26 protein-coding genes and 1 pseudogene are annotated in these 25,099 nt (G+C 68.9%); 15 read left to right on the top strand and 12 right to left on the bottom strand.

Features of this window, described 5'->3' with window-relative positions; all coding sequences use genetic code 11:
* Window positions 1-16: 16 nt before the first annotated feature.
* The gene (locus tag AC1DYP_RS01795) at window positions 17-958 is read right to left on the bottom strand and encodes a hypothetical protein (RefSeq protein WP_477044873.1); all 942 of its coding nucleotides are present in this window, start codon (window positions 956-958) and stop codon (window positions 17-19) included.
* A gap of 278 nt (window positions 959-1,236) precedes the next feature.
* On the opposite strand from AC1DYP_RS01795, the gene AC1DYP_RS01790 reads away from it, so the two are divergent.
* From AC1DYP_RS01790 to AC1DYP_RS01780, 3 genes are read left to right on the top strand one after another with little or no spacing between them, the layout of a single operon-like run.
* Window positions 1,237-2,145, top strand: coding sequence for a class I SAM-dependent methyltransferase (locus tag AC1DYP_RS01790; RefSeq protein ID WP_477044872.1), 909 nt, complete (start codon window positions 1,237-1,239; stop codon window positions 2,143-2,145).
* Window positions 2,142-2,879 carry a pseudouridine synthase gene (locus AC1DYP_RS01785; protein WP_477044871.1) on the top strand — a complete coding sequence of 246 codons (738 nt, stop codon included), beginning with the start codon at window positions 2,142-2,144 and terminating at the stop codon, window positions 2,877-2,879. The genes AC1DYP_RS01790 and AC1DYP_RS01785 overlap by 4 nt, the downstream gene beginning before the upstream one ends.
* The gene (locus AC1DYP_RS01780) at window positions 2,872-3,117 is read left to right on the top strand and encodes a sulfurtransferase TusA family protein (RefSeq protein WP_477044870.1); all 246 of its coding nucleotides are present in this window, start codon (window positions 2,872-2,874) and stop codon (window positions 3,115-3,117) included. Before AC1DYP_RS01785 ends, AC1DYP_RS01780 begins: the two co-directional genes overlap by 8 nt.
* On the opposite strand, the gene AC1DYP_RS01775 is transcribed toward AC1DYP_RS01780, so the two are convergent.
* Window positions 3,089-4,039 (bottom strand): YihY/virulence factor BrkB family protein, encoded by a 951-nt coding sequence (locus AC1DYP_RS01775; protein WP_477034945.1) that lies wholly within the window; start codon window positions 4,037-4,039, stop codon window positions 3,089-3,091. The genes AC1DYP_RS01780 and AC1DYP_RS01775 overlap by 29 nt on opposite strands.
* 226 nt (window positions 4,040-4,265) lie before the next feature.
* Window positions 4,266-5,402, bottom strand: coding sequence for a CaiB/BaiF CoA transferase family protein (locus AC1DYP_RS01770; protein ID WP_477044869.1), 1,137 nt, complete (start codon window positions 5,400-5,402; stop codon window positions 4,266-4,268).
* A 206-nt stretch (window positions 5,403-5,608) separates the two neighbouring features.
* Between AC1DYP_RS01770 and AC1DYP_RS01765 the strand changes: the two genes are divergently transcribed.
* The 4 genes and pseudogenes from AC1DYP_RS01765 (at window position 5,609) to AC1DYP_RS01750 (ending at window position 8,308) form a co-directional block, all read left to right on the top strand.
* Window positions 5,609-6,934: a diguanylate cyclase domain-containing protein gene (locus tag AC1DYP_RS01765; protein ID WP_477044868.1), complete on the top strand. Its 1,326-nt coding sequence runs from the start codon at window positions 5,609-5,611 to the stop codon at window positions 6,932-6,934.
* 6 nt (window positions 6,935-6,940) lie between these two features.
* Window positions 6,941-7,041 (top strand): annotated as a pseudogene (locus AC1DYP_RS01760) (hypothetical protein); the annotation flags it as partial.
* 43 nt (window positions 7,042-7,084) lie between these two features.
* Window positions 7,085-7,729: a DsbA family oxidoreductase gene (locus AC1DYP_RS01755; protein ID WP_477044867.1), complete on the top strand. Its 645-nt coding sequence runs from the start codon at window positions 7,085-7,087 to the stop codon at window positions 7,727-7,729.
* 57 nt (window positions 7,730-7,786) lie between these two features.
* Complete coding sequence (locus tag AC1DYP_RS01750) at window positions 7,787-8,308, top strand: CcdC protein domain-containing protein (RefSeq protein WP_477044866.1); 522 nt, start codon at window positions 7,787-7,789, stop codon at window positions 8,306-8,308.
* Window positions 8,309-9,019: 711 nt separating this feature from the next.
* Here AC1DYP_RS01750 and AC1DYP_RS01745 read toward each other — a convergent pair.
* From AC1DYP_RS01745 to AC1DYP_RS01735, 3 genes are all read right to left on the bottom strand, one after another.
* Window positions 9,020-9,415, bottom strand: coding sequence for an SRPBCC family protein (locus tag AC1DYP_RS01745; protein WP_477044865.1), 396 nt, complete (start codon window positions 9,413-9,415; stop codon window positions 9,020-9,022).
* A gap of 73 nt (window positions 9,416-9,488) precedes the next feature.
* Window positions 9,489-10,193 carry an NIPSNAP family protein gene (locus AC1DYP_RS01740; protein ID WP_477044864.1) on the bottom strand — a complete coding sequence of 235 codons (705 nt, stop codon included), beginning with the start codon at window positions 10,191-10,193 and terminating at the stop codon, window positions 9,489-9,491.
* Window positions 10,190-10,681: a DUF1579 domain-containing protein gene (locus AC1DYP_RS01735; protein WP_477044863.1), complete on the bottom strand. Its 492-nt coding sequence runs from the start codon at window positions 10,679-10,681 to the stop codon at window positions 10,190-10,192. Before AC1DYP_RS01735 ends, AC1DYP_RS01740 begins: the two co-directional genes overlap by 4 nt.
* 88 nt (window positions 10,682-10,769) lie before the next feature.
* Here AC1DYP_RS01735 and AC1DYP_RS01730 point away from each other — a divergent pair, with 88 nt between their 5' ends.
* Both AC1DYP_RS01730 and AC1DYP_RS01725 read left to right on the top strand, forming a co-directional pair.
* Window positions 10,770-11,291, top strand: a complete 522-nt coding sequence (locus tag AC1DYP_RS01730) for a helix-turn-helix transcriptional regulator (protein ID WP_477044862.1) — start codon at window positions 10,770-10,772, stop codon at window positions 11,289-11,291.
* Entirely contained in the window at window positions 11,261-11,734 is a 474-nt protein-coding gene (locus AC1DYP_RS01725; RefSeq protein ID WP_477044861.1) for a helix-turn-helix transcriptional regulator, read from the top strand. The genes AC1DYP_RS01730 and AC1DYP_RS01725 overlap by 31 nt, the downstream gene beginning before the upstream one ends.
* Here AC1DYP_RS01725 and mfd read toward each other — a convergent pair.
* Window positions 11,731-15,195 (bottom strand): transcription-repair coupling factor, encoded by a 3,465-nt coding sequence (mfd, locus tag AC1DYP_RS01720; RefSeq protein WP_477044860.1) that lies wholly within the window; start codon window positions 15,193-15,195, stop codon window positions 11,731-11,733. The two genes, AC1DYP_RS01725 and mfd, sit on opposite strands and share 4 nt — an antisense overlap.
* Window positions 15,196-15,272: 77 nt before the next feature.
* On the bottom strand, window positions 15,273-15,566 hold the full coding sequence (locus AC1DYP_RS01715) for an FAD assembly factor SdhE (RefSeq protein ID WP_082554633.1): 294 nt from the start codon (window positions 15,564-15,566) through the stop codon (window positions 15,273-15,275).
* Window positions 15,567-15,667: 101 nt separating this feature from the next.
* Here AC1DYP_RS01715 and AC1DYP_RS01710 point away from each other — a divergent pair, with 101 nt between their 5' ends.
* From AC1DYP_RS01710 to mazG, 6 genes are all read left to right on the top strand, one after another.
* Complete coding sequence (locus AC1DYP_RS01710; protein ID WP_477044859.1) at window positions 15,668-16,081, top strand: DUF6766 family protein; 414 nt, start codon at window positions 15,668-15,670, stop codon at window positions 16,079-16,081.
* Window positions 16,082-16,130: 49 nt separating this feature from the next.
* Window positions 16,131-17,591, top strand: a complete 1,461-nt coding sequence (locus AC1DYP_RS01705) for a cobyric acid synthase (RefSeq protein ID WP_477044858.1) — start codon at window positions 16,131-16,133, stop codon at window positions 17,589-17,591.
* 212 nt (window positions 17,592-17,803) lie between these two features.
* Entirely contained in the window at window positions 17,804-18,997 is a 1,194-nt protein-coding gene (gene nhaA, locus AC1DYP_RS01700; protein ID WP_477044857.1) for a Na+/H+ antiporter NhaA, read from the top strand.
* 17 nt (window positions 18,998-19,014) lie between these two features.
* Window positions 19,015-19,500 carry a hypothetical protein gene (locus tag AC1DYP_RS01695; protein WP_477044856.1) on the top strand — a complete coding sequence of 162 codons (486 nt, stop codon included), beginning with the start codon at window positions 19,015-19,017 and terminating at the stop codon, window positions 19,498-19,500.
* A 95-nt stretch (window positions 19,501-19,595) separates the two neighbouring features.
* Window positions 19,596-21,026 carry an MFS transporter gene (locus AC1DYP_RS01690; protein ID WP_477044855.1) on the top strand — a complete coding sequence of 477 codons (1,431 nt, stop codon included), beginning with the start codon at window positions 19,596-19,598 and terminating at the stop codon, window positions 21,024-21,026.
* Window positions 20,971-21,831, top strand: a complete 861-nt coding sequence (mazG, locus tag AC1DYP_RS01685) for a nucleoside triphosphate pyrophosphohydrolase (protein ID WP_477044854.1) — start codon at window positions 20,971-20,973, stop codon at window positions 21,829-21,831. The genes AC1DYP_RS01690 and mazG overlap by 56 nt, the downstream gene beginning before the upstream one ends.
* A gap of 2 nt (window positions 21,832-21,833) precedes the next feature.
* Here the strand turns inward: mazG and AC1DYP_RS01680 are convergent, their stop codons facing one another.
* The 4 genes from AC1DYP_RS01680 to AC1DYP_RS01665 form a co-directional block, all read right to left on the bottom strand.
* Window positions 21,834-22,382, bottom strand: a complete 549-nt coding sequence (locus AC1DYP_RS01680; protein WP_477044853.1) for a lysozyme — start codon at window positions 22,380-22,382, stop codon at window positions 21,834-21,836.
* A gap of 66 nt (window positions 22,383-22,448) precedes the next feature.
* Complete coding sequence (gene hflX / locus AC1DYP_RS01675) at window positions 22,449-23,804, bottom strand: GTPase HflX (protein ID WP_477044852.1); 1,356 nt, start codon at window positions 23,802-23,804, stop codon at window positions 22,449-22,451.
* 10 nt (window positions 23,805-23,814) lie between these two features.
* Window positions 23,815-24,063, bottom strand: a complete 249-nt coding sequence (gene hfq / locus AC1DYP_RS01670; protein WP_012286640.1) for an RNA chaperone Hfq — start codon at window positions 24,061-24,063, stop codon at window positions 23,815-23,817.
* Window positions 24,064-24,199: 136 nt separating this feature from the next.
* Window positions 24,200-25,063, bottom strand: coding sequence for a D-amino-acid transaminase (locus tag AC1DYP_RS01665; protein ID WP_477044851.1), 864 nt, complete (start codon window positions 25,061-25,063; stop codon window positions 24,200-24,202).
* Between the last annotated feature and the right edge of the window lie 36 nt (window positions 25,064-25,099).

The following is a 25,099-nucleotide window of genomic DNA, read 5'->3' as shown; positions in this document are numbered from 1 at the left end:
GGCATGGCCGTTCAGGTCATTGATCTGGAAGGCGATGCCGCTGTCGTTGGTGACGATGACGTGGCGTCCGTCGGCCAGATCGGCGACATGGGCGGTCTTGCCGTGCGCGACGATGGCGGGCGGCGCGATCTGGGCGCCGTTCGCGCCGTAGATGGCGCTGTAGACGTCGGTGACGGCATCGCCGCCCGCGCCCCTCGACCAGCTCAGGACATAGCTGCCGTTCGAAAGCGGCTCGGCCTTGAGTTTCGGTGTGGATGGAGGTGTTGAACGGACCGCTGACCTCGATCGGCGCGCCGATCATCTGGCCGTTGACGTCAAAGACCGCCATGTAGATGTCGGCGGTCTGGGCGTTGAGCGCCGCCGTCCACGACACCGCGTAGCCGTTGGGCAGAGAGACCAGCACCGGCGAGTCGACATAGGCAGAACCGGTGAGCTGGCTGAGCTGGGTGGTCGCCGAGACCTGCCCGTTGGAATCGAAGGTCGCCGCGTAAGCGTCCTTCGCGCCCGAAGGCGAAAGCTGCGACCATCCCAGGGCGAAGCCGCCGTTGGCCAACGGCGCCAGCGATTGGCCGTAGATGCTGCCGGTCACCGAGATGATCGCCGACGTCGCGTCGCCCGAGGCGTCGAAGGTCTGGGCGGCCGAGCCCGTGGAAGAGCCGGTCGACCGGTGCCAGGCGATCGCGAAACCACCGTCGTCGAGGGCGACGACCTGCGCCAGCGGGTCAGGGAAATCATGGTTGATCTGTGGACTGGCGTCGACCACGCTCGACTTCACCAACGCGCCCGCCGCATCGAAGACATCGACGTGAAGTTCATAGTGCCGCGCCGTCAGCCTCCCGTATTTGGCGTCGTCCCACACGACCACATAATTGCCGTTGGCCAGCACGGTGACCTGCGGGCCCGCCTCGCCAGAGTCCGTGTTGATCTGGGTCGGCGGAAGGTCGGCGAAAAGTTGCATCTTCGATCTCGAAAGGCCGGGTTCGATCCCGGTGGGGCCCTTGCCGCGTCACGTCGCGTCGGGCGAGGCGATCCGTCGGCGCCGCATCAGGCGGCGCGAAGTGATTTGGATCCGCGCCAGCTTAGCGCGCCGCCGCCTCTCTCCGCAACGAGCATGCGACCACGTGACACCTTCGATCCGCACGCAAGGCTGGACTTCTCGTCTCGATTTTGCGACGCGCTCTGGCTCTCGACGTTCGGAGGCCTCGTTCGCTGGCCTCGCCAAGCAAAGATCCTGAAATGCCCAACTTCGCCGTCTACGGTTCGCCGTCCCACGATCTCGTCGACCTCCCCGGCGAGGCGCTACAAACCTCGCCCTTGGCGCTAGGCGCGACGGACCTGGCAACCTTGCCAGACGGCTCTCTGGACGAGATCGTCGTCCAGGCTCCGGCCGGCGTCGCCGAGCGGCGTTACGTCCTGGCCCAGGCCCTGCGGGCGCTGAAGGTCGAGGGGCGGCTGACGGCCCTGGCCCCCAAGGATCGCGGCGGCCTGCGGATGAAAAAGGAGCTGACCGCGTTCGGCTGCACGATCGGCGAGAGCGCCAAGCGCCACCAGCGGATCTGCGTCGCGCTGAAGCCGGCGGGGGTGACCGGCCTGGACGCCGCCATCGCCGAGGGCGCGCCGCGCCGCCTGGACGACGACGGCCTGTGGACCCAGCCCGGCGTGTTCAGCTGGGACCGCCTGGACCCCGGCTCGGCCCTGTTGCTGAAGTCGCTGCCGTTGCTGAGCGGCGTCGGCGTCGACCTGGGCTGCGGCATCGGGATCCTGGCCCACGCCGTCCTGACCTCGCCCAAGGTGACCAAGCTGACCCTGATCGACCTGGACCGCCGGGCGGTCGAGGCGGCCAAGCGCAACGTCAACGACCCGCGCGTCGAGGTCGTGCAGGCCGACGCCCGGCGCGGCGCCGAGCTGGCGACAGGCCTGGACTTCGTGGTCACCAACCCGCCGTTCCACGAGGCCGGCTCCGAGGACAAGGGTCTGGGCCAGGCCTTCATCACCGCCGCGGCCGCCATGCTGCGCAAGGGCGGCGTGCTGTGGATCGTCGCCAACCGCCACCTGCCCTACGAGGCGGCGCTGAACGAGCACTTCAAGAACGTCCGCCCGGTCGCCGACGCCGGCGGGTTCAAGGTCTACGAGGCCCGCAAGTGACAAAAGCCTTGATGGCGCGTCTGGACCGCTTGTTGGCCAATCTCGGCTACGGCAGCCGTCGCGACGTCCAGGCCCTGGTCTCGGCCGGCAAGGTCACGCTGGACGGCGTGCCGATCAAGGACGCCGGCCTGAAGATCGCCGTCACCGCCGACCTGCCTCTGCACCTGAAGATCCGCGGCCTTCCCGTCGATCCCCCGGCGCCCCTGGTGCTGATCATGCACAAACCGTTGGGCGTGGTCTGCTCGCACCGCGAGGACGGGGAGCGGATCTATGACCTGCTGCCCAAGCGCTGGCAGATCCGCGACCCGGCCCTGTCCAGCGTCGGGCGGCTGGACAAGGACACCTCGGGCCTGATCCTGATCACCGACGACGGCGACTATCTGCACCGGGTGATCTCGCCCAAGCGCCACGTGCCCAAGGTCTATCGCGCGGTGCTGGACCGGCCGCTGACCGGGACCGAGGGCGCGGTCTTCGCCAGCGGGACCCTGCTGCTGGAGGGCGAGGAAAAGCCCCTGCTCCCCGCCGAGCTCGAAGGGCTGGGCGAGCGCGAGGCGCGGCTGACGATCACCGAGGGCCGCTATCACCAGGTGCGCCGGATGTTCGCGGCCGTCGGCAACCACGTGGTCGGCCTGCATCGCGAGCGGATCGGCGGCATCGCCCTGCCCGACGACCTGGAGCCTGGCCAACATCGGATCCTGACGGCGGCCCAGGCGGAGACGGTGTTCGATGTCTGACGCCAAGCCCGAAGAACGTCTGATGGACGCGAGGGGGCATCGCTGCCCGGTCCCGACCCTGCGTCTGCGCCGGGCCCTGGAGGAGGCGCCGGCCGGCGGTCTGGTGCGCCTGCTGGCCGATGATCCGCTGGCCCGCATCGACGTGCCGCACTTCGCCGCCGGCGCCGGGGCCACGGTGCTGGAGATCGTCGACGCCCCGAACGGCGCGATCAGCTTTCTGGTGGCGAAGGCGCCTTGAGCTGAATGGCCTTGGGGCCCTCGAGCAGGGCCCGGGGCCGCTCGTCCAGCGCGATCTCCATCTCGGTGGCCAGGGCGCCGCCGAAGAACACGGCGTTGACGCTCCACGACAGCCAGATCAGGAAGATGATCACCGCCGAGATCGAGCCGTAGGTCGCGCCCAGATGGGCCACCTGCTCGACATAGAAGGCGCTGGCCCAGGACATGAAAACGCACATCACCGCCGCGGCGAAGCCGCCGGTGGTCGAGGCGCGCCAGCCGACCGGGGCGCGCGACATGGCGTAGCGATAGATCAGGGTCATGCCGAACATCAGGCCCAGGCTCGCCCAGGTCCATTCGCTCTGGATCCACGACACGCCGGCCAGGGGGCGCAGGTTCAGGGTGCTGGCCAGCAGGCGGAAGGTCAGGAACACGCCAGACAGCACGAACAGCAGCACGAAGGCGGCGACCAGCACCACCAGGGCCATGAAGTTGAAGCCGAAGAAGCCGCGCTGGTCCTCCTCGTCGTGAATGAAGGACAGGCCGGCCAGCAGGGCCTTGAAGCCGCGATGGGCGGCGTAGAGACCAATGACCAGCACCACCGCGCTCTGCACGGAGATGGCCCTCTCCGGGGCGTGGACCAGGCGCGCCAGCTCGCTCTGGAAGATCGGGCGGGCGCCGGACGGCATCAGGAAGGCCAGCTTGTCGGCCTGGAACGCCGCCTGCTCGGGCGTCAGCAACAGGCTGAACAGGCCGATCAGAATCGCCAGGCCCGGGAACACGGCCAGCAGGACAAAGAACGAGACGCCGCCGACGTACAGCATCACGTCGCGGCCCCACAGGCGTTGCAGGGCCAGGCCCAGGACGCGCAGGATCTCGCTCACCCAATGGATCGGGTCGAGATCGAGATCCCGAAAGCGAAGACGGTCCTGGGGGGATTTCATGCGGCGGAAACTGGCCTCGGCGCCGCTTCGACGCAAGCGCGCCGCCGAAAAAACATGAAGTTGAAGCACAAAGACCCGCCGCTTCAGGGAAAGCGGCGGGCCTCCGCAGGACGAACCTGAACCGATCGCCGCATCGAGGGACGGGTGGCGCGACGGCCGGTTGCAGGATCAGGTTTAAGACCTTGCGGCTGAACCGGACCTGAATGACTCCGTCAGGAGAAGTTGTTCACAGCGCCCCCTGCGCCTTCAGCGCGGCGATCGCCTCGGCCGAGAAACCCCAGTCCGCGAGGGCGGCGTCGTTGTCGGCGCCGATCTTCGGAGGCGGGCCCTGGATCGCGCCGGGCGTGGCCGAGAAGCGCGGGGCCGGAGCCGGTTGCGTGACGCCGGCCACCTCGACGAAGGTCTGGCGGGCGGCGTTGTGGGCATGGGTCGGAGCCTCGTCCATGGTCAGGACCGGGGCGAAGCAGACGTCGGTGCCGTCCATCAGGGCGCACCAGTCGTCGCGGGTCTTGGTCGCGATCACCGCCGCCAGCTTCTCGCGCAGTTGCGGCCACTCCTCGCGGCTCATCTGGTGCTGGAACTGCGGGTCGGTGATCCCGGTCTTTTCAAGCAGAAGCAGGTAGAACTGCGGTTCGATAGAGCCGATCGAAATCCATTTGCCGTCGGAGCATTGGTAGGTGTCGTAGAAGTGCGCGCCGCCGTCGAGCATGTTGGCGCGGCGATCCTCGCTCCACATCCCGCCGGCCTTGAAGCCGTAGAACATGGCCATCAGCGAGGCCGCGCCGTCGCTCATCGCGCAGTCGATCACCTGGCCCTGGCCCGTGGCCCGGGCGTGGATCACCCCGGCCAGCAGGCCGAAGGCCAGATAGAGCGCGCCGCCCCCGAAATCGCCGACCAGGTTCAGCGGCGGCACCGGCTTGTCCCGTGTGCCGATCGCGGCCAGGGCGCCGGTGATGGCGATGTAGTTCATGTCGTGGCCGGCGGCCTTGGCGTAGGGGCCGGTCTGGCCCCAGCCGGTCATGCGGCCGTAGACGAGCTTGGGATTGCGAGCCAGGGCCACGTCCGGTCCAAGGCCCAGGCGCTCCATCACGCCGGGACGGAAGCCCTCGATGATCCCGTCGGCGCCTTCCATCAGCTTCAGACAGGTCTCGACCGCGGCCGGCGACTTCAGGTCCAGCGCCACCGAGCGGCGCCCACGGGCCGTGACGTCGGCGGGCGAGCTGCGCCCCGAACCCTTGCGGTCGATGCGCACGACGTCGGCCCCGAGGTCCGACAGCAGCATGCCGCAGAACGGTCCCGGGCCGATCCCGGCGAATTCCAGCACCTTCAGGCCGGACAAAGGTCCTTGGGGTCCCTGGGCCATATGTTCCTCCCGGCCGACTCTCGCGGCGCTTCGCTTCTCTCGCACTAGAACGACCCTGCCCTTCGGTCAGGCAAGGGCGTTTGTCTGTGCACAGCCCTGCGGCGATGCGCACCTATGAGGGCCGCACGCCTCTGCTATGTTGCAACGTCGAATCTCGAGGGCGCCGCGTCGTCGAGCGATACCGGTATCCGGGGCGGAGGCTTGAGTTGGCGGTGAACGCCCGAATCCTGATCGTGGCGCGCGACGATTCCCGCGCGGGGCCGCTGTCCGAAGGGCTCGACAAGCTCGGCTGGCGAACCATCACCGCGCGTGGCCCCTACGCCGCCCTCGCCGCCCTGGGCGACCTGAACATCGAGGCGGTGATCGTCGACCTGGAAAGCGCCGGTCCCGACGCCCATTCCCTGTCGCGTCGCCTGAAGGCGGCGGTGGCTCCGCGCCGCCTGCCCGTCATCGCCATCGGCGAGCCCGGGACGGAAGCCCACCACCAGGCCTTCGACCTGACGCTGTCGCCGCCGCTGCATCCCGCTCAGGCCGTGCTGCGCCTGGAATCCCTGGTGCGCACCGCCATCGCCGAGGAGGAGTTCGAGCTCCGCCTGGCGACGTTCGGCGATCGCGGCCGGCGGCTGGACCTGCCCGAGCCGCACGCCGAGCCGTTCCGCATCCTGGCGATCGGCGAGCCGGCCCCACAGTTCCTGGCCCTGTCCAACGCCCTGACCCGCAGCGGAGCCGACGTGGTCGGCGCCTTCACCGCCTATACGGCCTTCGACTATCTGCACGAGCGCGCCTTCGACGCCGTGGTGCTGTGGGCCGGTGACAATCAGCAGGAAGCCCTGTCGATCGCGGCGGGCATGCGTCGCAACACCCGCCTCTTCCACATCCCGGCCCTGCTGTACCTGAAGGCCGAGAGCTATGTGACCATGTCGGAGGCCTTCCATCGCGGGGTGTCCGACGTCGCCTCGCCGGAAACCGCCGAGATCGAGACCGCCAAGCGGGTCATCGAGCTGGCCCGGAACTATCGCCGGGGCGAATCCATCCGCGGCGCGCTGGAAAAGGCCCGCAGCTCGGGCCTGATGGACGCCGCCACGGGCCTGTTCACCCGCGACCTGTTCGCCGCCCACCTAGTGCGCCTGGCCGGCGCCGCCCGCGAGCGGGGCCGCCCATTGTCGATCTGCGTGCTGCGGGTCGCCGACAAGCCCGACACCGTCTGGGCCCGCAAGAACGGCTGGCTGGACCGCGCCATTCCGCAGATCGGCTCGATGGTCGGCCGGCTGGTGCGGGTCGAGGACACCGCCGCCCGCCTGGCGCCTGAGGTCTTCGCCCTGGCCCTGCCCGCCACCAACCAGGCCGCCGGCCGCGCCGCCGCCGAGCGGATCGCCGCGGTGATCGGCTGCACGGCCTTCGACGCCGGCGACGACCGCCCGCCGTTCGTCTGCGAGTTCGACATCGGCGTGGCCCAGATCGAGGCCGGCGAAAGCGCCGTCCACGCCCTGGAGCGCGCCGCCGCCCAGGCCTTGCAGCGCCACAGCGCCTAAGTCGGGGTGGGCGAAATCCTCGTCCTTCGACAAGCTCAGGATGAGGATTTTTGCAGCGCCGCGCCGGCAATCGTCCTCATCCTGAGCTTGTCGAAGGACGAGGACGCCCCTAGGTGCTGGGGCGTTCGCTATCTTTCGGAGGACCGCGCCATGGGCCAGCCGCTGCTTATCGACCTCGTCGCTGACGTCGTCTGTCCCTGGTGCTATCTGGGCTGGCGGCGGGTGAAGTCGGCCGTGGCCTTGCGGCCGGATGTCGAGCCGCTGATCGTCTGGCGGCCCTACCAGCTGGACCCGACCCTTCCCGAGCAAGGCGTTGATCGCAAAGCCTATATGGCCGGCAAGTTCAAGGACGCCCTGAAGCTTAAGGCGGTGCACGCCGCCCTGGTCGAGGCCGGGGCCGAGGAAGGCATCGTCTTCGATTTCGACGCCATCGAACTGTCGCCCAACACCAACGCCGCCCACCGCCTGATCCGCTGGGCGCACGGCGCGGGCAAGCAGGACGCCGTGGTCGAAGGGCTGTTCGCGGCCTATTTCACGCAAGGTCGCGACATCGGCGATCCCGTGGTCCTCGCCGACATCGGCGAGGCGGCGGGCATGGATCCCGTGGTGATCCTGCGCCTGCTGTCGGAGGGCGCCGACAAGGAGACGGTTGCCCGCGAGCACGCCATGGCCGTCCAGGGCGGGATCACCGGCGTGCCGTTCGCGATCTTCGGCGGCAAGCTGGCGGTCGTGGGGGCCGAAAGCCCGGAGAATATCGCCCAGGCCATCGACAAGGCCCTTGAACAAGCGGCCTAGCTTGGCAATCTGCCGTGGAGAGACCGCGTTCGTCGCGGTGGGTAGTCGGGGCGTCCCATGAACCAATCCAGCATCCAGACGGCGATCACGATCGCGGTCGTCGCCGTGGTGTTCGCGCTGCGCTTTCGCGGCATGACCCGCGAGCGTCCGCTGAAGCTGGAACTGCTGTGGATCATGCCGACGCTGCTGGTCGCGGCCATGGTCGCCGCCCTGCTGCAGTTCCCGCCCCATGGCCTGGACTGGCTCTGGCTGGCGGCGATCCTGGCGGTCGGCTCGGCGATCGGCTGGTGGCGCGGCAAGCTGATGCCGATCACCATCGACCCCGAGACCCACCTGCTGAACACCAAGCCGTCGCCGGCGGCGATCCTGTTCCTGCTGGGCCTGTTCGTCGTCCGCTTCGCCCTGCGCGCGCTGATCGAGAGCGAAGCCTCGGTCTGGCACATCAACGCGGCGCTGGTCACGGACGGCTTCATCGTGCTGGGCGTCAGCCTGCTGGCGGTGTCGCGCGTGGAGATGGCCTTGCGGGCCTGGGGGTTGTTGCGCGAGGCCCGGGCGGCGAAGGCGGCCGCTGCAGCCTGAGACCCCAAAGCCCTCCCCCCGTGGGGGAGGCGATCGCGCAGCGATCGGTGGGGGGAGTTTTAGGATCGTCGATCGTTGATCCGGCCATCTGCCGATCACTCCCCCCTCCGTCGCCCTTGGGCGACACCTCCCCCACAGGGGGAGGACCTTGGCGGCACGACTTCGCCGCCTCACGCGGAAACCCGCTGAGCTGAATGGGAAGGGTGCGAAGCGCCCGGGCCTCGCCCGGAGTAGCTTTGATGTGTGTACCGTTTCGACGAAGACGAGCGCTTCGCGCGGCCGTTATCCGGAAGCCTTCGGATCGCGGATTTTTAACCCGCTCCGATGGAGGCCCCCGACGGGCAGGACGTTGGCGCGTCCTGGACCGCACAGGCGATTTCAGCCCCTGCCTGCCGCGTTCGCTGATCCCTCGCCGCCTGGGTTTCGTCCCGTGTTTCAGGGAACCTGCCCAGGACCGTCGCGAAGGCTGTCACTCAAGACCCACCGACAAACGCCTCCCGCTCGACCACCCCCGAAAGCCGCATCGGTCGCCGTACGTGCGCCCTCCCCGTGCTCTCAGGTGGGAACAGGATACGGGCGGTCTGGAAGGGTGAGGATCAAATCGGGTCGAGAAAGTTCAAGGCGTTGGAAACGCTGGAGTTCGTTCCCTATCCGCCGAGCGCAAACACCCTTCCCTCCCCTTCATGGGGAGGGAAAGCGCGATGAGCGGCTTCAATGCGCTTCCAGCGTCGTCTTCATCGCCGCGCAGCCCAGGTCCATGAAACCAGCCACCTGCTCGGCCGCGTCGTGCGGCAGCAGGTCGGCGGTCCAGACGATGCGGCTGCCCTGTCCTTGCGCCAGCACCTGCATGGCGCCGTTGTGATGGCTCAGCAGTTGGCTGCCGACCACCGACCAGACCAGGCGGCGGGTCTCGTCGTCGACCGCGACGATAAGTTCGCGGGCGACCAGGCCGCCCGCGAAGGTGACGGTCCGGACGCCCTCCTCCACCACGCAGTCAGTCAGCACGCCGGGACACAGCCGCTGATGGACGTGGCCCCAGTCGCGCACGGCGTCCCAGACCTGGTCCGGGGCGAGCGCGACATCGACGGACTTGGTGACGGTGGCCATGGGAAATCTCCTTTTGAGCTTTCCCCGACTCTGGCAAATCCGCGCCGGGTCGGCTGGCGGGATCCGGACCCGGTCATCTGAGCCGCGAACGGTCCGTCGCCGCCAGGCGCAGGCGCTGGATCACGCCGCGCCTCGACACCACGCCGAACCCGTCGCCCAGCCCGGCCCGTTCGGCGCGGACCAGATGGTCGGCATGGGCCGCCGCGTCGGCGAAGCGGCCGATCCAGACCAGCGCCGGTTCGCCCTCGCGCACCGGCAGGCGGGGAAAGGTGTTCTCGGCCCCTTCGGTGATCATCCAGCCCAGCACCGACGCACCGGCCGCCTCAAGCGCCGGCCGGACCTCGGCCTCGAACCGATCGGCGAAACCGGGCTCCGGCGGGCCGTCCAGCGCCTGGATCGTCACGCCGATCAAAGACGCTGGACCCAGGTCCGCCCCAGCGGGCCGACGGGGCGGCAGGTCGAGGCGCGCGGTCTTCACCGGCGGCTTGAGCAGCAGGACGTCGTCATTGTCGGCCAGGGTGTCATTGGCGGCCTCGCGATGAGCCTGCCAGACCGGGCCGCCGTAGAAGCCCTCCAACGCCGTCTTGCGGGCCGCCATGCTCTCGAAGCCGCGCATCCAGACGAAGTGACCGGGCGCGTCAAGGTCGCGGAACTGGCCCAGCAGGCTCATGCCATGGGCCTCCTGGCTCTCGATGAACTCCCGCTCGAACAGCGTGATCAGGTCGTCGCGTCTCCCCGGCTTCATACGGTACTGACGCAGTTCGATCACCGGGCTCATGCCGCGTCCGCCATCCGCGTGAAGTTCATGATCCAGTTGGCTTCCCAGGTCGCGCCGCCGTCCAGCGAGAAGCTCTGGGTCCAGCGGGCCGAGCCTGGGGTGATGTCCGACCAGACGTAGCGGGCGCGGATCGGCCGGTCGCCGTCGACGTCGTCGCCTTCGAACAGGCCGACGCCGCCCTCGAAGCGCCCGGTCACCGGCGCCTGCAGACGCCCCTCCAGGCTGCTGATCCACCAGATCGACCACAGGCCGGTCGCCAGTTCGAAGCTGCGCACGGAGACGCCGGAAAAGCCGCGCTCGGGCATGGCGATCTCCTCGACATTGACCATTCCGCCCAGGCGAGGTTCGCAGGTCGCGGTGGCGTCGAACGCGTCCCAGTCCTGGGAGGCCACATGGCGCTGCTTCAGCCGGCGATGGGCGATGCGCCAACGGCCGTGCAGGAAGTCGAAGTCGCGGGCGCCGGCGGGCGTCTCATTGGGAACGGTCATGCTGGGCCTCTTCATCGCGGGTGAGACGGCCATGTAGACAGGTCTAACTGACATCTATTGTCAGGTATTTTCGGCTAGGATCGAAAACATGCGCTCAAGCCGCCTGCTCTCGATCCTGATGCTGCTGCAGACCCGGGGTCGCCTCACCGCCGAGGTCCTTGCCGAGGAATTCGAGGTCTCGGTGCGCACCATCTATCGCGACATCGACGCCCTCAGCCTGTCGGGCGCGCCGGTCTATGCCGACCGCGGTCCGGGCGGCGGCTTCGCCCTGCTGGACGGCTATCGCACCCGCCTGACCGGCCTGACCGACGCGGAGGCCGAGACCCTGTTCCTGGGCGGGCTGGCGGGCCCGGCCGCCCAACTGGGCCTGAGCGAGGCCATGGGCGTCGCCCAGCTGAAGCTGCTGGCCGCCCTGCCCGCCGAACGCCAGGCCGCCGCCGAGCGGATTTCCAGCCGCTTCCACCTGGACCCGGTCGGCTGGTATCGCGACGCCGAGGAAGCCGCCCGCCTGCCAGCTTTGGCCCAGGCGGTCTGGCCTGTCGACGGATCGAAGTCCGCTACGACAGTTGGAAGGGCTTGGTGGAGCGGATCCTGTCGCCCCTGGGCCTGATCCTCAAGGGCGGGACTTGGTACCTGGCGGCTCTGGCCTCAGGCGCCGAGCCGCGCGTCTACCGCGTCTCGAACATCCAGGCCCTGGCCGTGGGCGACGAGACGTTCGAGCGTCCGGCCGATTTCGATCTCGAGGCCTTCTGGACCGCCTCGACCCAGCGCTTCGAGGCCGAGATCTTCACGGGAGAAGCCCGCCTGCGCCTGACCCGCGCGGGCTTGAAGCGCCTGTCCTATCTGGGCGCGACCCAGGCCCGGATCGCGGCCGAGGCCCTGGCGGCGCTGGACGGCGAGACCTGCGAGGTCGTCGTGCCGATCGAGTCAGTCGACCACGCGGCGGCCGACTTCCTGCGCCTGGGCGTCGAGGCGCAGGTGCTGGAGCCGCCGGCGCTGCGCGAGCGCATGCGCCGGACGGCGGTCGAACTGGCCGGGATCTACGCCGACTAGGCCTTCGTCAGCTTGACCAGCTGCGTCAGGATCTTCTCAGCCGCGTCCAGCCGCTGGGCCGGGGTGTCCCACTCGCCCTTGACCACCACCTTCTGGTCGGGACGCACCTTCCAGACGATGTTGTTCTTGGCCACGAACTGCATCAGGGCCAGCGGCTCGGCATAGATGTCGTTGCGGAAGCTGGCGACCGCGCCCTTCGGGCCGACGTCGATCTTGGCGACATTGGCCTCGCGGCACAGGCCCTTGATGGCGACCACCTTCAGCAGGCTGTCGGTCTCGGGCGGCAGGGGGCCGAAGCGGTCGATCATCTCGGCGGCCAGCGCCTCGCGGTCGGCGGCCTTCTCGGCTTCCGACAGGCGGCGATAGAGCGACAGGCGCACGTTGAGGTCGGGCACATAGTCGTCGGGGATCATCACGGCCGCGCCGGTGTTGATCTGCGGCGACCATCCGCGGTCCTCCAGCAGGGCCTCGGCCCCCTGACGTTCGCGCAGCTCGGCGACAGCGTCCTCCAGCATCTGCTGGTACAGCTCGACGCCGATCTCCTTGATGTGGCCGCTCTGCTCGTCGCCCAGCAGGTTGCCGCCGCCGCGCTGGTCCAGGTCGTGGCTGGCGAGCTGGAAGCCGGCGCCCAGGCTGTCCAGCGACTGCAGCACCTTCAGGCGCTTCTCGGCCGACAGGGTGATCTGCTTCTCCGCCGGCGTGGTCAGGTAGGCGTAGGCCCGGGCCTTGGAGCGGCCCACCCTGCCCCGGATCTGGTAGAGCTGGGCCAGGCCGAACATGTCGGCGCGGTGGACGATCAGGGTGTTGGCCGAGGGGATGTCCAGCCCGCTTTCGACGATCGTGGTCGCGAGCAGCACGTCGTACTGGCCCTCGTAGAAGGCCGTCATCACGTCTTCCAGCTGGGTCGGGGCCATCTGCCCGTGGCCGACCACGTACTTGATCTCCGGCACCTGGGTGCGGAGGAACTTCTCGATGTCCTCCAGGTCCTTGATGCGCGGCACCACGTAGTAGGCCTGGCCGCCGCGGTACTTCTCGCGCAGCAGGGCCTCGCGCAGGGTGACCGGGTCGAACGGGCTGATGTAGGTGCGCACCGCCAGGCGGTCGACCGGCGGGGTGGCGATGATCGACATCTCCCGGATGCCGCTGAGCGCCATCTGGAGCGTACGGGGAATGGGCGTGGCGGTCAGGGTCAGCATGTGCACGTCGGCGCGAAGCTCCTTGAGCTTCTCCTTGTGCTTGACCCCGAAGTGCTGCTCCTCGTCGACGATGACCAGGCCCAGGTCCTTGAACGACACCTGCTTGGACAGGATGGCGTGGGTGCCGACCACGATCTCGAACTGGCCGTTGGCCAGGCCGTCGCGGGTCTCGGCCGCCTCCTTGCCGGTGACCAGGCGCGACAGGCGGGTGACCTTGACCGGCCAGCCCTGGAAGCGGTCCTTGAAGGTCTTGTAGTGCTGGCGGGCCAGAAGCGTGGTCGGGCAGACGATGGCCACCTGCTTGCCGCTCATCGCCACCACGAAGGCCGCGCGCAGGGCCACTTCCGTCTTGCCGAAGCCCACGTCGCCGCAGATCAGGCGGTCCATCGGTTTGCCGGACGACAGGTCTTCCAAGACGTCGTGGATGGCCGACAGCTGGTCGTCGGTCTCCTCGTACGGGAAGCGGGCGCAGAACTCGTCGAACACGCCGTGCGGCGGATCGGTCTCCTCCACCGACTTCAGCTGGCGGGCGGCGGCGATCTGGATCAGGCCCTCGGCCATGACCCGCAGGCGCTCTTTCGCCTTCGCCTTGCGCCCCTGCCAGGCCGCGCCGCCCAGCTTGTCCAGCTGGACGTTCTCGGCGTCGGTGCCGTAGCGAGTCAGCAGGTCGATGTTCTCGACCGGCAGGTAGAGCTTGGCCTCGCCGCCGTACAGCAGGTCCAGGCAGTCGTGCGGCGCGCCCTGGACGTCCAGGGTCTTGAGGCCCTCGTAGCGGCCGATGCCGTGGTCGATGTGGACGACCAGGTCGCCCGGCGTCAGGGCGCTGGCCTCGGCCAGGAAGTTGGCGGCGCGGCGCTTCTTGCGCGGCCGGGCCAGGCGATCGCCCAGGATGTCGGTCTCGGAGATGACCGCTAGGTTCTCGGTCTCGAAACCGTTGTCCAGCGGCAGGACCACGCGCTGCGGGGTCTTGGGATCGTTGGCCTTGGCCGCCTGCCAGTAGGCGGCGTAGGGGACCTTCTTCAGGCCGTGGTCGGCCAGCATGGTCCCCAGGCGCTCGGACGAGCCCTCGGACCACGAGGCGAACAGCACGCGCTTGCCCTGCCCCGCCAGCGAGGTGGCGTGGTCGGCGGTCGCCTGGAACAGGTTGACGCTGTCCTGGGCCCGCTCGGCGGCGAAGGTGCGGCCCAGCTTCGCGCCCAGGTCGACGACGTCCAGGCCCTGGGGCTGGAAGGGCGTGAACTTGCGATTGGCGCGGTCGTCGACGGCCGCGTCCCATTCCTTGGCGGTCAGGTAGAGGGCGTCGGGCGCCAGCGGGCGATAGGCCGACTTGCGGTCGGCCGAGGCGCGGGCGTCATAGGCGTCGGCGATCATCGCCAGGCGCTCGTCGCGGCTCTCGGCGACCTGGTGGTCGACGCCGATCAGGGCGCCGTCCGGCAGATAGTCGAACAGGGTCGCCATCCGCTCGTAGAACAGCGGCAGCCAGTGCTCGAGGCCCGCCCGGCGGCCGCCCTCGCTGACCGTGGCGTACAGCGGATCGTCGCCCGGCGCGCCGAACGCGCGGATATAGCCGTTGCGGAACCGGGCGATGCCTTCCTTGTCCAGCAGGGCTTCGCTGACCGGCAGCAGCTGGATCTCGCGCAGCTGCTTGGTCGAGCGCTGGGTTTCCGGATCGAAGGCGCGGATGCTCTCCAGGGTGTCGCCGAACAGGTCCAGGCGCACCGGCTCCTCGGCGGCCGGCGGGAACACGTCGATGACGCCGCCGCGGATCGCGAACTCGCCGCGTTCCGACACGGTCGAGGCCCGGCTGTAGCCGTTGATCGCGAAATAGCGTTCCAGATCCGCCACATCGACGGAATTGCCGACCTTGGCCGAATAGCTGGCGCGCAGCAGCACGGCCTTCTCGGGCACCCGCTGCAGCAGGGCCGGCGCGGCGGTGACCAGCATCGCCGGCTTGTCCTTGCCCAGACCCTCGGCCAGGCGATGCAGGGTGGCCATGCGGACGGCCGCGACACCCGCCGACGGACCGATGCGGTCGTACGGCAGGCAGTCCCACGAGGGGAACAGCACCGCCTCGATCTCGGGCGCGAAGAACTTCAGGGCGTCGATGAAGGCGCTGGCCCGGGCGGTGTCGCGGGCCACGAAGGCGGTCAGCCCGCCGCGCGACCGGGCGATGTCGGCCATGACCAGCGCGTCGAAGCCTTCCGGCGCGCCTGCGAGGGTCAGGCTGCCGGAAGCCTTGGCGATCTGTTTGGCGTCGTAGGCCATGCAACTCTTCGAAGGTTGAGCCAGCGACAACGCCGCCGGTGCTGATGCTGTTGCCCGAAAACGGTCGGGCGGAGCCGCTACATCCCGTCGCCGATCGGCCGCGAAGCATGAGCTTCGTAGCGGAAGGTCTTGATAAGGTTCAGGACATCGGTGTCGAACTTGGCCGGCGTCGGCTCCTGGCCGACGATCCAGGCGTAGATCTCGCGATCCGACTCCTCCATCAGCGTTTCGAACGTGTCGAGCTGTTCGGGGGTCAGGTTGGGGCCATGGGTGTCCGCGAACGGCCCCAGAATGAGGTCCGCTTCCCGAAATCCGCGATGCCAGGCCCGGAACTTCAGCCGCCGGAGGCGGGAGTCGTGATCGATGGTCATGTGACCGGGGATATAGAGCGCCCAAAGCCCTTGCGCCAGCGCTGGAACTCGCCGGTTCTCCCGTCGTTGCGCTCCCACCCTTCAACACGGGATGGATGATCATGAAACGCTATGCCTATGGCTGGCTGACGGCCATCTTCTTTCTGGTGTCGATCGTCGGGCATTGGGTGTTCGGCTGGTTCGCCTTCGTCGACGAGCAACAGAGCCTGCACCAGGCGCCGCACCTGACGCCCTATCTGGTCGAGATGGGACGGGACACCTTCGAGAACTGGCAGTCGGAGTTCCTGCAACTGATCTGGCAGGTCGTGGGTCTGGCCTATTTCCTCTATGTCGGCTCACCCGCGTCCAAGGAGAACGATGACCGCACCGAAGCCAAGCTGGACGCCCTGATCCGCCTGCAAGCCGGCGAGAAGGCCGAGGCCATCCTGGCCGACATCGACCGGCGCTACCTGCGGACCGACGGCCACTCCAAGCCTCATGCCCATGACGAGGTGGAGCGCGCGGCCCGCGATTGACGGACGGACGAGCGGTCTCTAGGCCCGGTCTCTCAAACGAGGGGACCGCATGGCCGCTTTGATGATCCAGGGCTGCGGTTCGGACGTGGGCAAGTCGACCCTGGTGGCGGGCCTGTGCCGGCTGTTCGCCAATCGTGGCCTGGTCGTGCGACCGTTCAAGCCGCAGAACATGTCCAATAACGCCGCGGTGACCGCCGACGGAGGCGAGATCGGCCGGGCCCAGGCGTTGCAAGCCCTGGCCTGCCGCACCCCGCCGACCGTCCACATGAACCCGGTGCTGCTGAAGCCGCAGAGCGACGTCGGGGCCCAGGTGGTGGTGCGGGGCAAGGTGGTCGGGAACTACAAGGCCCGGGCCTTCCAGGGGCTGAAGCCGGACCTGCTGGCCACCACGGTCGAGAGTTATCGCCTGCTGGCCGCCGAGGCCGACCTGGTCCTGGTCGAGGGCGCCGGCAGTCCGGCCGAGACCAACCTGCGCCAGGGCGACATCGCCAACATGGGCTTCGCCCATGCCGCCGACGTGCCCGTCGCCCTGGTCGGCGACATCGACCGGGGGCATGTGATCGCCGCGCTGGCCGGGGCCCACCTGGTGCTGGACGCGGCCGACAGCGATCGCATCAAGGGCTTCATCATCAACAAGTTCCGCGGCGATCCTTCGCTGTTCGACGACGGCCGGCGCGATATTGTCGCCCGCACCGGTTGGCCTGACCTGGGCATGGCGCCGTGGCTGGCCCCGGCCCGCGCCCTGCCCGCCGAGGACGCCGTGGTGCTGGAGCGCCCGGTCCGCGCCGACGGCGACAGGCGCGTGCGGATCGTCGTGCCGATGCTGTCGCGGATCGCCAATTTCGACGAGTTCGACCCGCTGCGGGCCGATCCGGACATCGACTTCGCCTTCCTGCCGCCCGGCACGCCCGTGCCCGGCGACGCCGACCTGGTGATCATTCCAGGCACCAAGGCCACCCTGGCGGACCTGGCCTTCCTGCGCGCCCAGGGCTGGGACATCGACATCCTGGCGCATGTGCGGCGCGGCGGGCGGGTGCTGGGCGTCTGCGGCGGCTACCAGATGCTGGGCAAGACGGTGTCGGACCCCGAAGGCATCGAAGGCGCGGCGGGCTCGGCCCCCGGTCTGGGCCTGCTGGACGTCGACACCGTGCTGCTGGGCGACAAGGTGCTGCGGGCGACATCCGGCCGCTTGCTGGACGGCGACGCGCCCTTCTCCGGCTACGAGATGCACATCGGCCGGACGACCGGTCCAGGAACGGCGACACCGATGCTGGCCCTCGACGGCGGCGTGGCGGACGGCGCGGTCTCGGCCGACGGCCGGGTCTGCGGCGCCTATGTCCACGGCCTGTTCGAGCGGGGCGAGGCCCATGCGGCTTTGCTGGCCCCGCTGGGCCTGGCGATGACGCCGCGCGACCACGCGGCCACCGTCGATGCGTCTCTGGACGAGATCGCCGCGATGCTGGAGCGCTCGCTGGACATCGAAGCCATCGCACGGATCGCGGGGCTGTAGACACCCTCACGTCCTCGCCCGGCTGTCATCCCGGGCGGAGCGAAGCGTAGACCCGGGACCGACGCCTGAGCGCATGCGCTTGTGGCGGTCCCGGATCGGCGCGCTGCGCGCTTGTCCGGGATGACAACCTTGGTGGGGGTGATGGGTTTCGGTAGCCTTGTCACCTTCCCCCGAGCCAAGATGGTCTCAAGATTCTCCCGAGGCCCCGCCGCATGACGACCGCCCATCCCCGTGGAATCTCGGCCCTGCGCGCCTTCCTCAGGAGCGAGTCCGCCGGCGGGTTGTTGCTGATGGGCTCGGCGGCCCTGGCGCTGATCGTCGCCAATTCGCCGCTGGCCGAGGGCTATTTCCACGTCCTGCACGTCTATGTCGGCGGGCTGAGCATCGCCCACTGGGTCAATGACGGCCTGATGGCGGTGTTCTTCCTGCTGGTGGGGCTGGAGATCAAGCGCGAGACCGTCGACGGCGAGCTTTCCAGCTGGTCGCGGCGCGTGCTGCCGGGCGTCGCGGCCCTGGGCGGGATGATCGTTCCGGCCCTGATCTACGTGGCGGTCAATCTGCAGACCCCGGCCAACCTGCGCGGCTGGGCCATTCCGGCCGCCACCGACATCGCCTTCGCCCTGGGGGTGCTGTCGCTGCTGGGATCGCGGGTGCCGGGTTCGCTGAAGATCTTCCTGGCCGCCCTGGCGATCATCGACGACCTGGGCGCAATCCTGATCATCGCCGTCTTCTACACCGACCACCTGACCCTCTGGGCCCTGGGCGGCGCGGCCGCGACCCTGGTCGTGCTGGTCGCGATGAACCGCTTCAAGGTGATGAGCCTGTGGCCCTATCTGCTTGTCGGCGCTGGACTTTGGTTCTTCTTCCTCAAGTCCGGCGTCCACGCCACCCTGGCCGGGGTGATCCTGGCCATGACCATCCCGATCACCAAGTCGCCGGCCCGGCCGGACGACGAGCACTCGCCGCTGCACCGGTTGGAGCACGGCCTGGCGCCGTGGGTGGGCTATCTGGTGGTGCCGGTGTTCGGCTTCGCCAACGCCGGCGTCGCCCTGGGCCAGGTCGGCCTGGCCGAGTTGACGGCGCCCGCCACCCTGGGCGCGTCCCTCGGCCTGTTCCTGGGCAAGGTGATCGGGGTGAGCCTGTTCTGCCTGGCGGCGATCAGGCTGGGCTGGGCCCAACGTCCCAGCGGCGCGTCCTGGACCCAGCTGTTCGGCGTCTCGGCCCTGTGCGGCATCGGCTTCACCATGAGCCTGTTCATCAACAACCTGGCCTTCGACGCCCCCATCCTGCAGGACGAGACCAAGATCGGCGTGCTGGTCGGTTCGTTGTTGTCGGCCCTGCTGGGCTGGTTGATCTTCAGCCTGGCGCCGCGCCCGCGCGACCCCCACATTTCGAGTGAAGCCTGATCCAGGAGGAGCCTCCCATGCGCGTCGCCCTCGTTTCCGCCGTTCTGTTGCTGGGCGCGGCCCAGCCCGCCCTCTCCGCCCCGGCCGTTTCATCGGTCAAGGTCTCCGTCGGCCCGGCCCTGGCCGACAAGGTCGACGAGATTGGCCAGCGTGACCTCGACATCCTGACCGCCCAACTGCAACGCACCGTCGAAAGGCGGCTTCCGTCGCGCGCCGACGGCGGGACGCTGACCCTGGTCATCGACGACGCCCGGCCCAACCGGCCCACGCCCCAGCAACTGATGACCACCCAGGGGCTGTCGATGGAGAGCTTCGGCATCGGCGGGGCGCGGATCAGCGGCGACTATGTCGACGCGGCCGGCGCCCGCACGCCGATCGCCTACAGCTGGTACGGCGACGACATCCGCTGGGCCCGCTACGGCTCGACCTGGCAGGACGCCGAGCAGGCCTTCGACCGCTTCGCGGTCCGTCTGGCCAAGGATCAGTTCGGCGACGCGCGCTGAGCTCGGCGTTTCCGAGGCCTCTTGCCAGCCGCCGCGACACGGCGTCTGATCGCTGTTCATAAACGCGGGGGCAGCCCGCTTTCGGCGAGGAACGCATGACCGGACGGCGCTCATCCTGGACCCTGGCGGCCTTCGCCGCGCCCAGCCTGCCCCTGGCCGCCCTGGGCCTGCCCTTGGTGGTCTATCTGCCGGAATACTATGTCAGCGAGCTGGGCCTCTCCCTGTCGGTGGTCGGCTCGGCCTTCCTGCTGGTGCGGGTGGCCGACATCATCCTGGACCCGATCCTGGGCGGCATGATGGACCGCACGCGAACCCGGATCGGCCGATTCAGGCCCTGGCTGGCGGCCGCCGCGCCCGTGCTGATGCTGGCGGCCTATTTCCTTTTCATGGCCAAGCCCGGAATCGGGCCGCTCTATCTCTGGGGCTGGCTGGTCGTCTGCTATGTCGGCTACTCGATGGCGGTGCTGTCGCACACCGCCTGGGGCGCGGTGCTGTCCCCCGACTACCAGCAGAGATCACGCGTCTACGGCTGGTGGAGCGCGGGCAATGTGGTCGGGATGATCCTGGTCCTGCTGCTGCCGCCGATCCTGGCCGTGATCTACAAGGGCAATCACGCGGCCGGCGTCCAGGCCATGGGTTGGTTCATCATCGCCCTGCTGCCGCTGACCTTCCTGCTGGCCATGAAGGTGGTGGGCGAAACCAATGTCCCGCCGGTCAAGCACGAGGCCGGCCTCAAGCAATATGTCGACCTGCTCAAGCGCCCGTCGGTGCGGACCCTGCTGTTCGCCGACCTGCTGATGGGCCTGGCGCCGGGCATCACAGGGGCGCTGTTCTTCTTCTTCTTCGAGCGCATCAAGGGCTTCGACAAGGCCTCGGCCGGCATCCTGCTGTTGATCTATTTCGTCGCCGCCCTGGGCGGATCGCCGATCTGGCCGGCCCTGGCCAAGAAGATCGGCAAGCACAAGGCCCTGGCTATCGCGGCCGTGATCTACGCCGCCGTCCAGGTGGTGACGGTGTTCACGCCTCGGTACGACGGCGGGTCGTATCTCAGCCCCCCGATGCTGCTCGGCATGGTGATCCTGGTGCTGGCCGGCCTGCCCTACTCCGCCGCCCCGCTGCTGGTGCGTTCGATGATGGCCGACCTGGGCGACGAGGAGCGGCTGGCCAGCGGCGTGGACCGCACCGGCCTGCTCTACGCCATCGTCAACGGCACGGTGAAGCTGGGCTACGCCCTGGCCGTCGGGGTGTTCCTGGTGCTGGCGCAACTGGGCTTCGATCCCAAGGTTCCCAGCGCCCAGGGCGACACGGCCTTGATCGTCCTCTACGCCGTGGCCCCGGCCGCGCTGGGCCTGCTGGTGTGCGCCGTCATCCTGCGCTATCGCCTGGACGAGACCGCCCATGCCGAGATCCGCCGTCAGCTCGACGCGCGGGACGCGGCCGAGCCCCTTCCCAGTCCGAGCCCGGAACCGCATGTCGCCCCTCTCGCCGCCCCCCCAAGAAACGCAGAATGGCCAGCCGCTGAGTGATCCCCGCGAGAAGGATCAGCACCCGCTCTTCACCCTGATCGACATCATGGCCAAGCTGCGCGATCCCGACGGCGGCTGTCCGTGGGATCTGGAGCAGACCTTCGCCACGGTCGCGCCCTACACGGTCGAGGAGGCCTACGAGGTCGCCGACGCCATCGAGCGCAACGACCTGTCGGACCTGAAGGAAGAGCTGGGCGACCTGCTGCTGCAGGTGGTGTTCCATTCGCGGATGGCGGAGGAGCAAGGCGTGTTCGACCTGGCGGGCGTCGCCTCGGCGATCAACGACAAGATGGTCCGCCGCCACCCGCACGTGTTCGGCGACCATTCCTACGAGAATCAGGACGCCCAGACCGCCGGCTGGGAGGCGCTGAAGGCCCAGGAACGCAAGGCCAAGGCCAAGGGCGGCGTCCTGGACGACGTACCGGCCGGCCTTCCCGCCATGACCCGCGCGGTCAAGCTGACCAAGCGCGCCGCCCGGGTCGGCTTCGACTGGCCCTCGACCGACGAGGTGCTGGATAAGCTGGCCGAGGAAGTCGCCGAGCTGAAGGTCGAGATCGCCGCCGGCGACAAGGCCAAGGCCCGCGAGGAACTGGGCGACCTGCTGTTCGTGGTCGCCAACCTGGCCCGCAAGCTGGACGTCGAGCCCGAGGACGCCCTGCGCGCCACCAACGCCAAGTTCGCCCGGCGCTTCGCCTTCATCGAGGCCGAACTGGCCAAGGACGGCCGCACCCCGGATCAGTCGGACCTGGCCGAGATGGACGGCTTGTGGAACGCGGCCAAGGCGGCGGAGAAGGCCGGCAAGTAGGCCTAGAAGGCCGGCCAGTCGGTCAGGTCGTCGATCTCGCGCCAGGCCCGGACGCAGGCGTTGACCGGATCCTTGCCCACGAAGATCGCCGCCTCGGCCCAGCGGCGGCGCAGCAGGCCGACCAGCGGCTTGCCGTTCTGGTTGATCCACTTGCGCATCTCGTCGGGCACGGCGGTCTTCTCGCCGGCGTTCAGCTTGCGCAGCATCGTCGAGGTGCGCAGCGCCCCATCGCCCAGATTGTAGGTCCACGAGATCAGGGCGGCGGCCTCGTAGACCAGCAGCGGGATCCGGACGCGAGCGTGCACGTCCATGGCCGCGCGCTTCATGTCGCGCATCAGCAACTTGACGGCCTGGACCTCGGTGACGGCCGGGGTGGTCGGCGTCACGGCCTTGCCGGCCGCGTCGCGGATCGTGCCGTAGCCGATCGTCCAGGTGCCGCCCGGCAGCGCGCCGTTGTCGTCGTAGGGCTGGGCGAAGAAGCCCTCCACCCGCTTGACGACAACGGTGGCGGCGTCCGGCACCGTCACGCCGTCCCAGAGATCGTTGGCCATGCTCGCGCTCCGAATGCGGGGTTCGGAGTGTTCACCCGCAGGGCGAGCGCGGCAAGCCGGGAAAGATCAGTCGCCGGTCGCCATGATCCAGACGTCGGGGAACTGGCGCTCGAACCGGCCCAGGGCCTGGGCGTCGAGACGGGCGATCAGGCGCACGCCGCCCTCGTCCTCGTCCTCGCGGCTCTCCACACGGCCGTTGCGGTAGATCCAGGCCAGGGCCTCGCCGTCCTTGGCCGCCAGACGCACCGCCACAGGCGGCGTGTCGTCGATCAGGCCGCCGACCCGCTTGAGCAGCTCGGCGCAGCCTTCGCCGGTAACGGCCGAGACGGGCGACGCCTCCTGCCGGCGGGCCTGCCCCTCGAGGATCTCGCGGGCCTCGCCCTCGACCAGGTCGATCTTGTTCCAGACCTCGATCAGGGTCTTGCCGTCGACCTCGTCGCCGTCGTCGCCCAGGACCTTCAGCTCGGTCAGCACCTTCTGGACGTCGCGGGCCTGGGCGTCGGTGTCCGGATTGGCCACGTCGCGCACGTGCAGCACCACGTCGGCCTCCTGCACCTCCTCGAGGGTGGCGCGGAAGGCCTCGACCAGTTCGTGCGGCAGGTCGGAGATGAAGCCGACGGTGTCGGACAGGATCGCCGGCCGCCCGTCGGGCAGCTTCACGGTGCGGAGGGTCGGGTCCAGGGTCGCGAACAGCATGTCCTGGGCCACGACCGTGGCGTTGGTCAGGCGGTTGAACAGCGTCGACTTGCCGGCGTTGGTGTAGCCCACCAGGGCCACGGTCGGGTACGGGACCTTCTTGCGGGCGCTGCGGTGCAGGGTGCGGGTGCGCCGCACCTCGTCCAGCTCGCGCTTGAGCTTGATGATGACGCCGGCGATCAGGCGGCGGTCCAGCTCGATCTGGGTTTCGCCGGGGCCGCCGGTGTTGCCGGTGCCGCCGCGCTGGCGCTCAAGGTGGGTCCAGGTGCGGACCAGGCGCGAACGCTCGTAGTCCAGCCGCGCCAGCTCGACCTGCAGCTTGCCCTCGCGGGTCCGGGCCCGGCGGGCGAAGATCTCGAGGATCAGGCCCGTGCGGTCGACGACCTTCACGTTCAGGGCGCGTTCCAGATTGCGCTGCTGAACCGGGGTCAGCTGGTCGTCGAACACCGCGACGTCGATCTTCTCGACCTCGCAGATGGCGGCGAACTCCTCGATCTTGCCCTTGCCGAACAGCGTGGCGGGCGTGACCAGGCGCAGGGGCGCGATCGTGGTCTCGACGACCTCGAGATCGAGGGCGACGGCCAGGCCGACGGCTTCCTCGAGGCGCACGTTGGGATCACGCGTCTCGAGAACCGACTGGCCGCGCGTCGGGCGCACGGGATGGACCACGAAGGCCCGCAGAAGGGGCACAGCGTGGTCGATGGACTTGGAAGTGGACTTGGTCAAACGCTAAGGATCAATCGTCTTGATCAGCGCTCGGCTCGTACAGCTGCACGGGCTGGGCCGGCATGATCGTCGAAATGGCGTGCTTGTAGACCAGCTGGGACTGGCCGTCGCGGCGGAGCAGGACGCAGAAATTGTCGAACCAGCTGACAACGCCCTGCAGCTTCACGCCGTTCACCAGGAAGATGGTCAGCGGCGTCTTCGACTTGCGCACGCTGTTCAGGAAGGTGTCCTGAAGGTTCTGTTTTTTTTCGGTCGACATGGGGATTCCCCTCTTATTGTTTCGGAGGGCCACACGCCCCCCACACAAACAAGTTCAGACTAAAGCATTTTTCGCCGGTTGGTATGACCAATCCGCGAAGAAAGTGCGCTAACGCCCTTAAACCTAGACTATCGATCTAGATCGCGGCCGCCTTCGCGCGCTCGATATAGAGACGCCGAAGCCGCGTCGCCACCGGGCCGGGCTTTCCATCGCCGATTTGAGCGCCGTCGACGCTGACGATCGGCAGCACCAGGGTGCCCGCGCCGGTGATGAAGGCCTCCCTGGCGGCCTTGGCCTCCTCCACCGTGAACGGCTGCTCGGCGATCGGCAGGCCGGCCTCGGCGATCACCTCCAGCAGGCTGGAGCGGGTGATGCCGCGCAGGATGTTGGCCTGGGTGTCGCGGGTGCGCAGACGGCCCTCGGCGTCGACGATCCAGGCGTTGGACGAGGCGCCTTCGGTGACCAGGCCCAGCTCGTCGACGAACCAGGCCTCGACCGCGCCGCGCTCGCGGGCCGCCTGCTTGGCCAATCCGTTGGGCAGCAGGCCGATCGACTTGATGTCGCAGCGGCCCCAGCGGTTCTCGGGCACGGTGATCACCGACTGGCCCTTGGCGGCCTTCGCCTCGGCGGCCACGCGATCGACGCTCTTGGCGGTGACCACCACGGCCGGCGGCACGGCCGGATTGGGGAAGGCGTGGTCGCGCGGGGCGACGCCGCGGGTGACCTGCAGATAGACTAGGCCCTCGCGCACCTTGTTGCGGCGGATGGTCTCGCGCAGCACCACGGTCAGGGCCTTTTCGCTCATCGGATGGGCGATGCGCAGTTCGTCCAGGCTGCGCCACAGCCGCGTGAAATGCCCCGCCGCGTCGGCCAGCTTGCCGCCGAACACCGCCCACACCTCGTAGACGCCGTCGGCCAGCTGATAGCCGCGATCCTCGATATGCACGGCGGCCTCGCCATGGCGCACGAACCGGCCGTTCACATAGGCGAAACGCGACATCTGAATCCCCAAATACTCCGCTCATCCCGGCGAAAG

Source organism: Caulobacter sp. P1_D6 (assembly GCF_056406095.1).
This window is presented reverse-complemented; position numbering and strand designations above follow the sequence as displayed.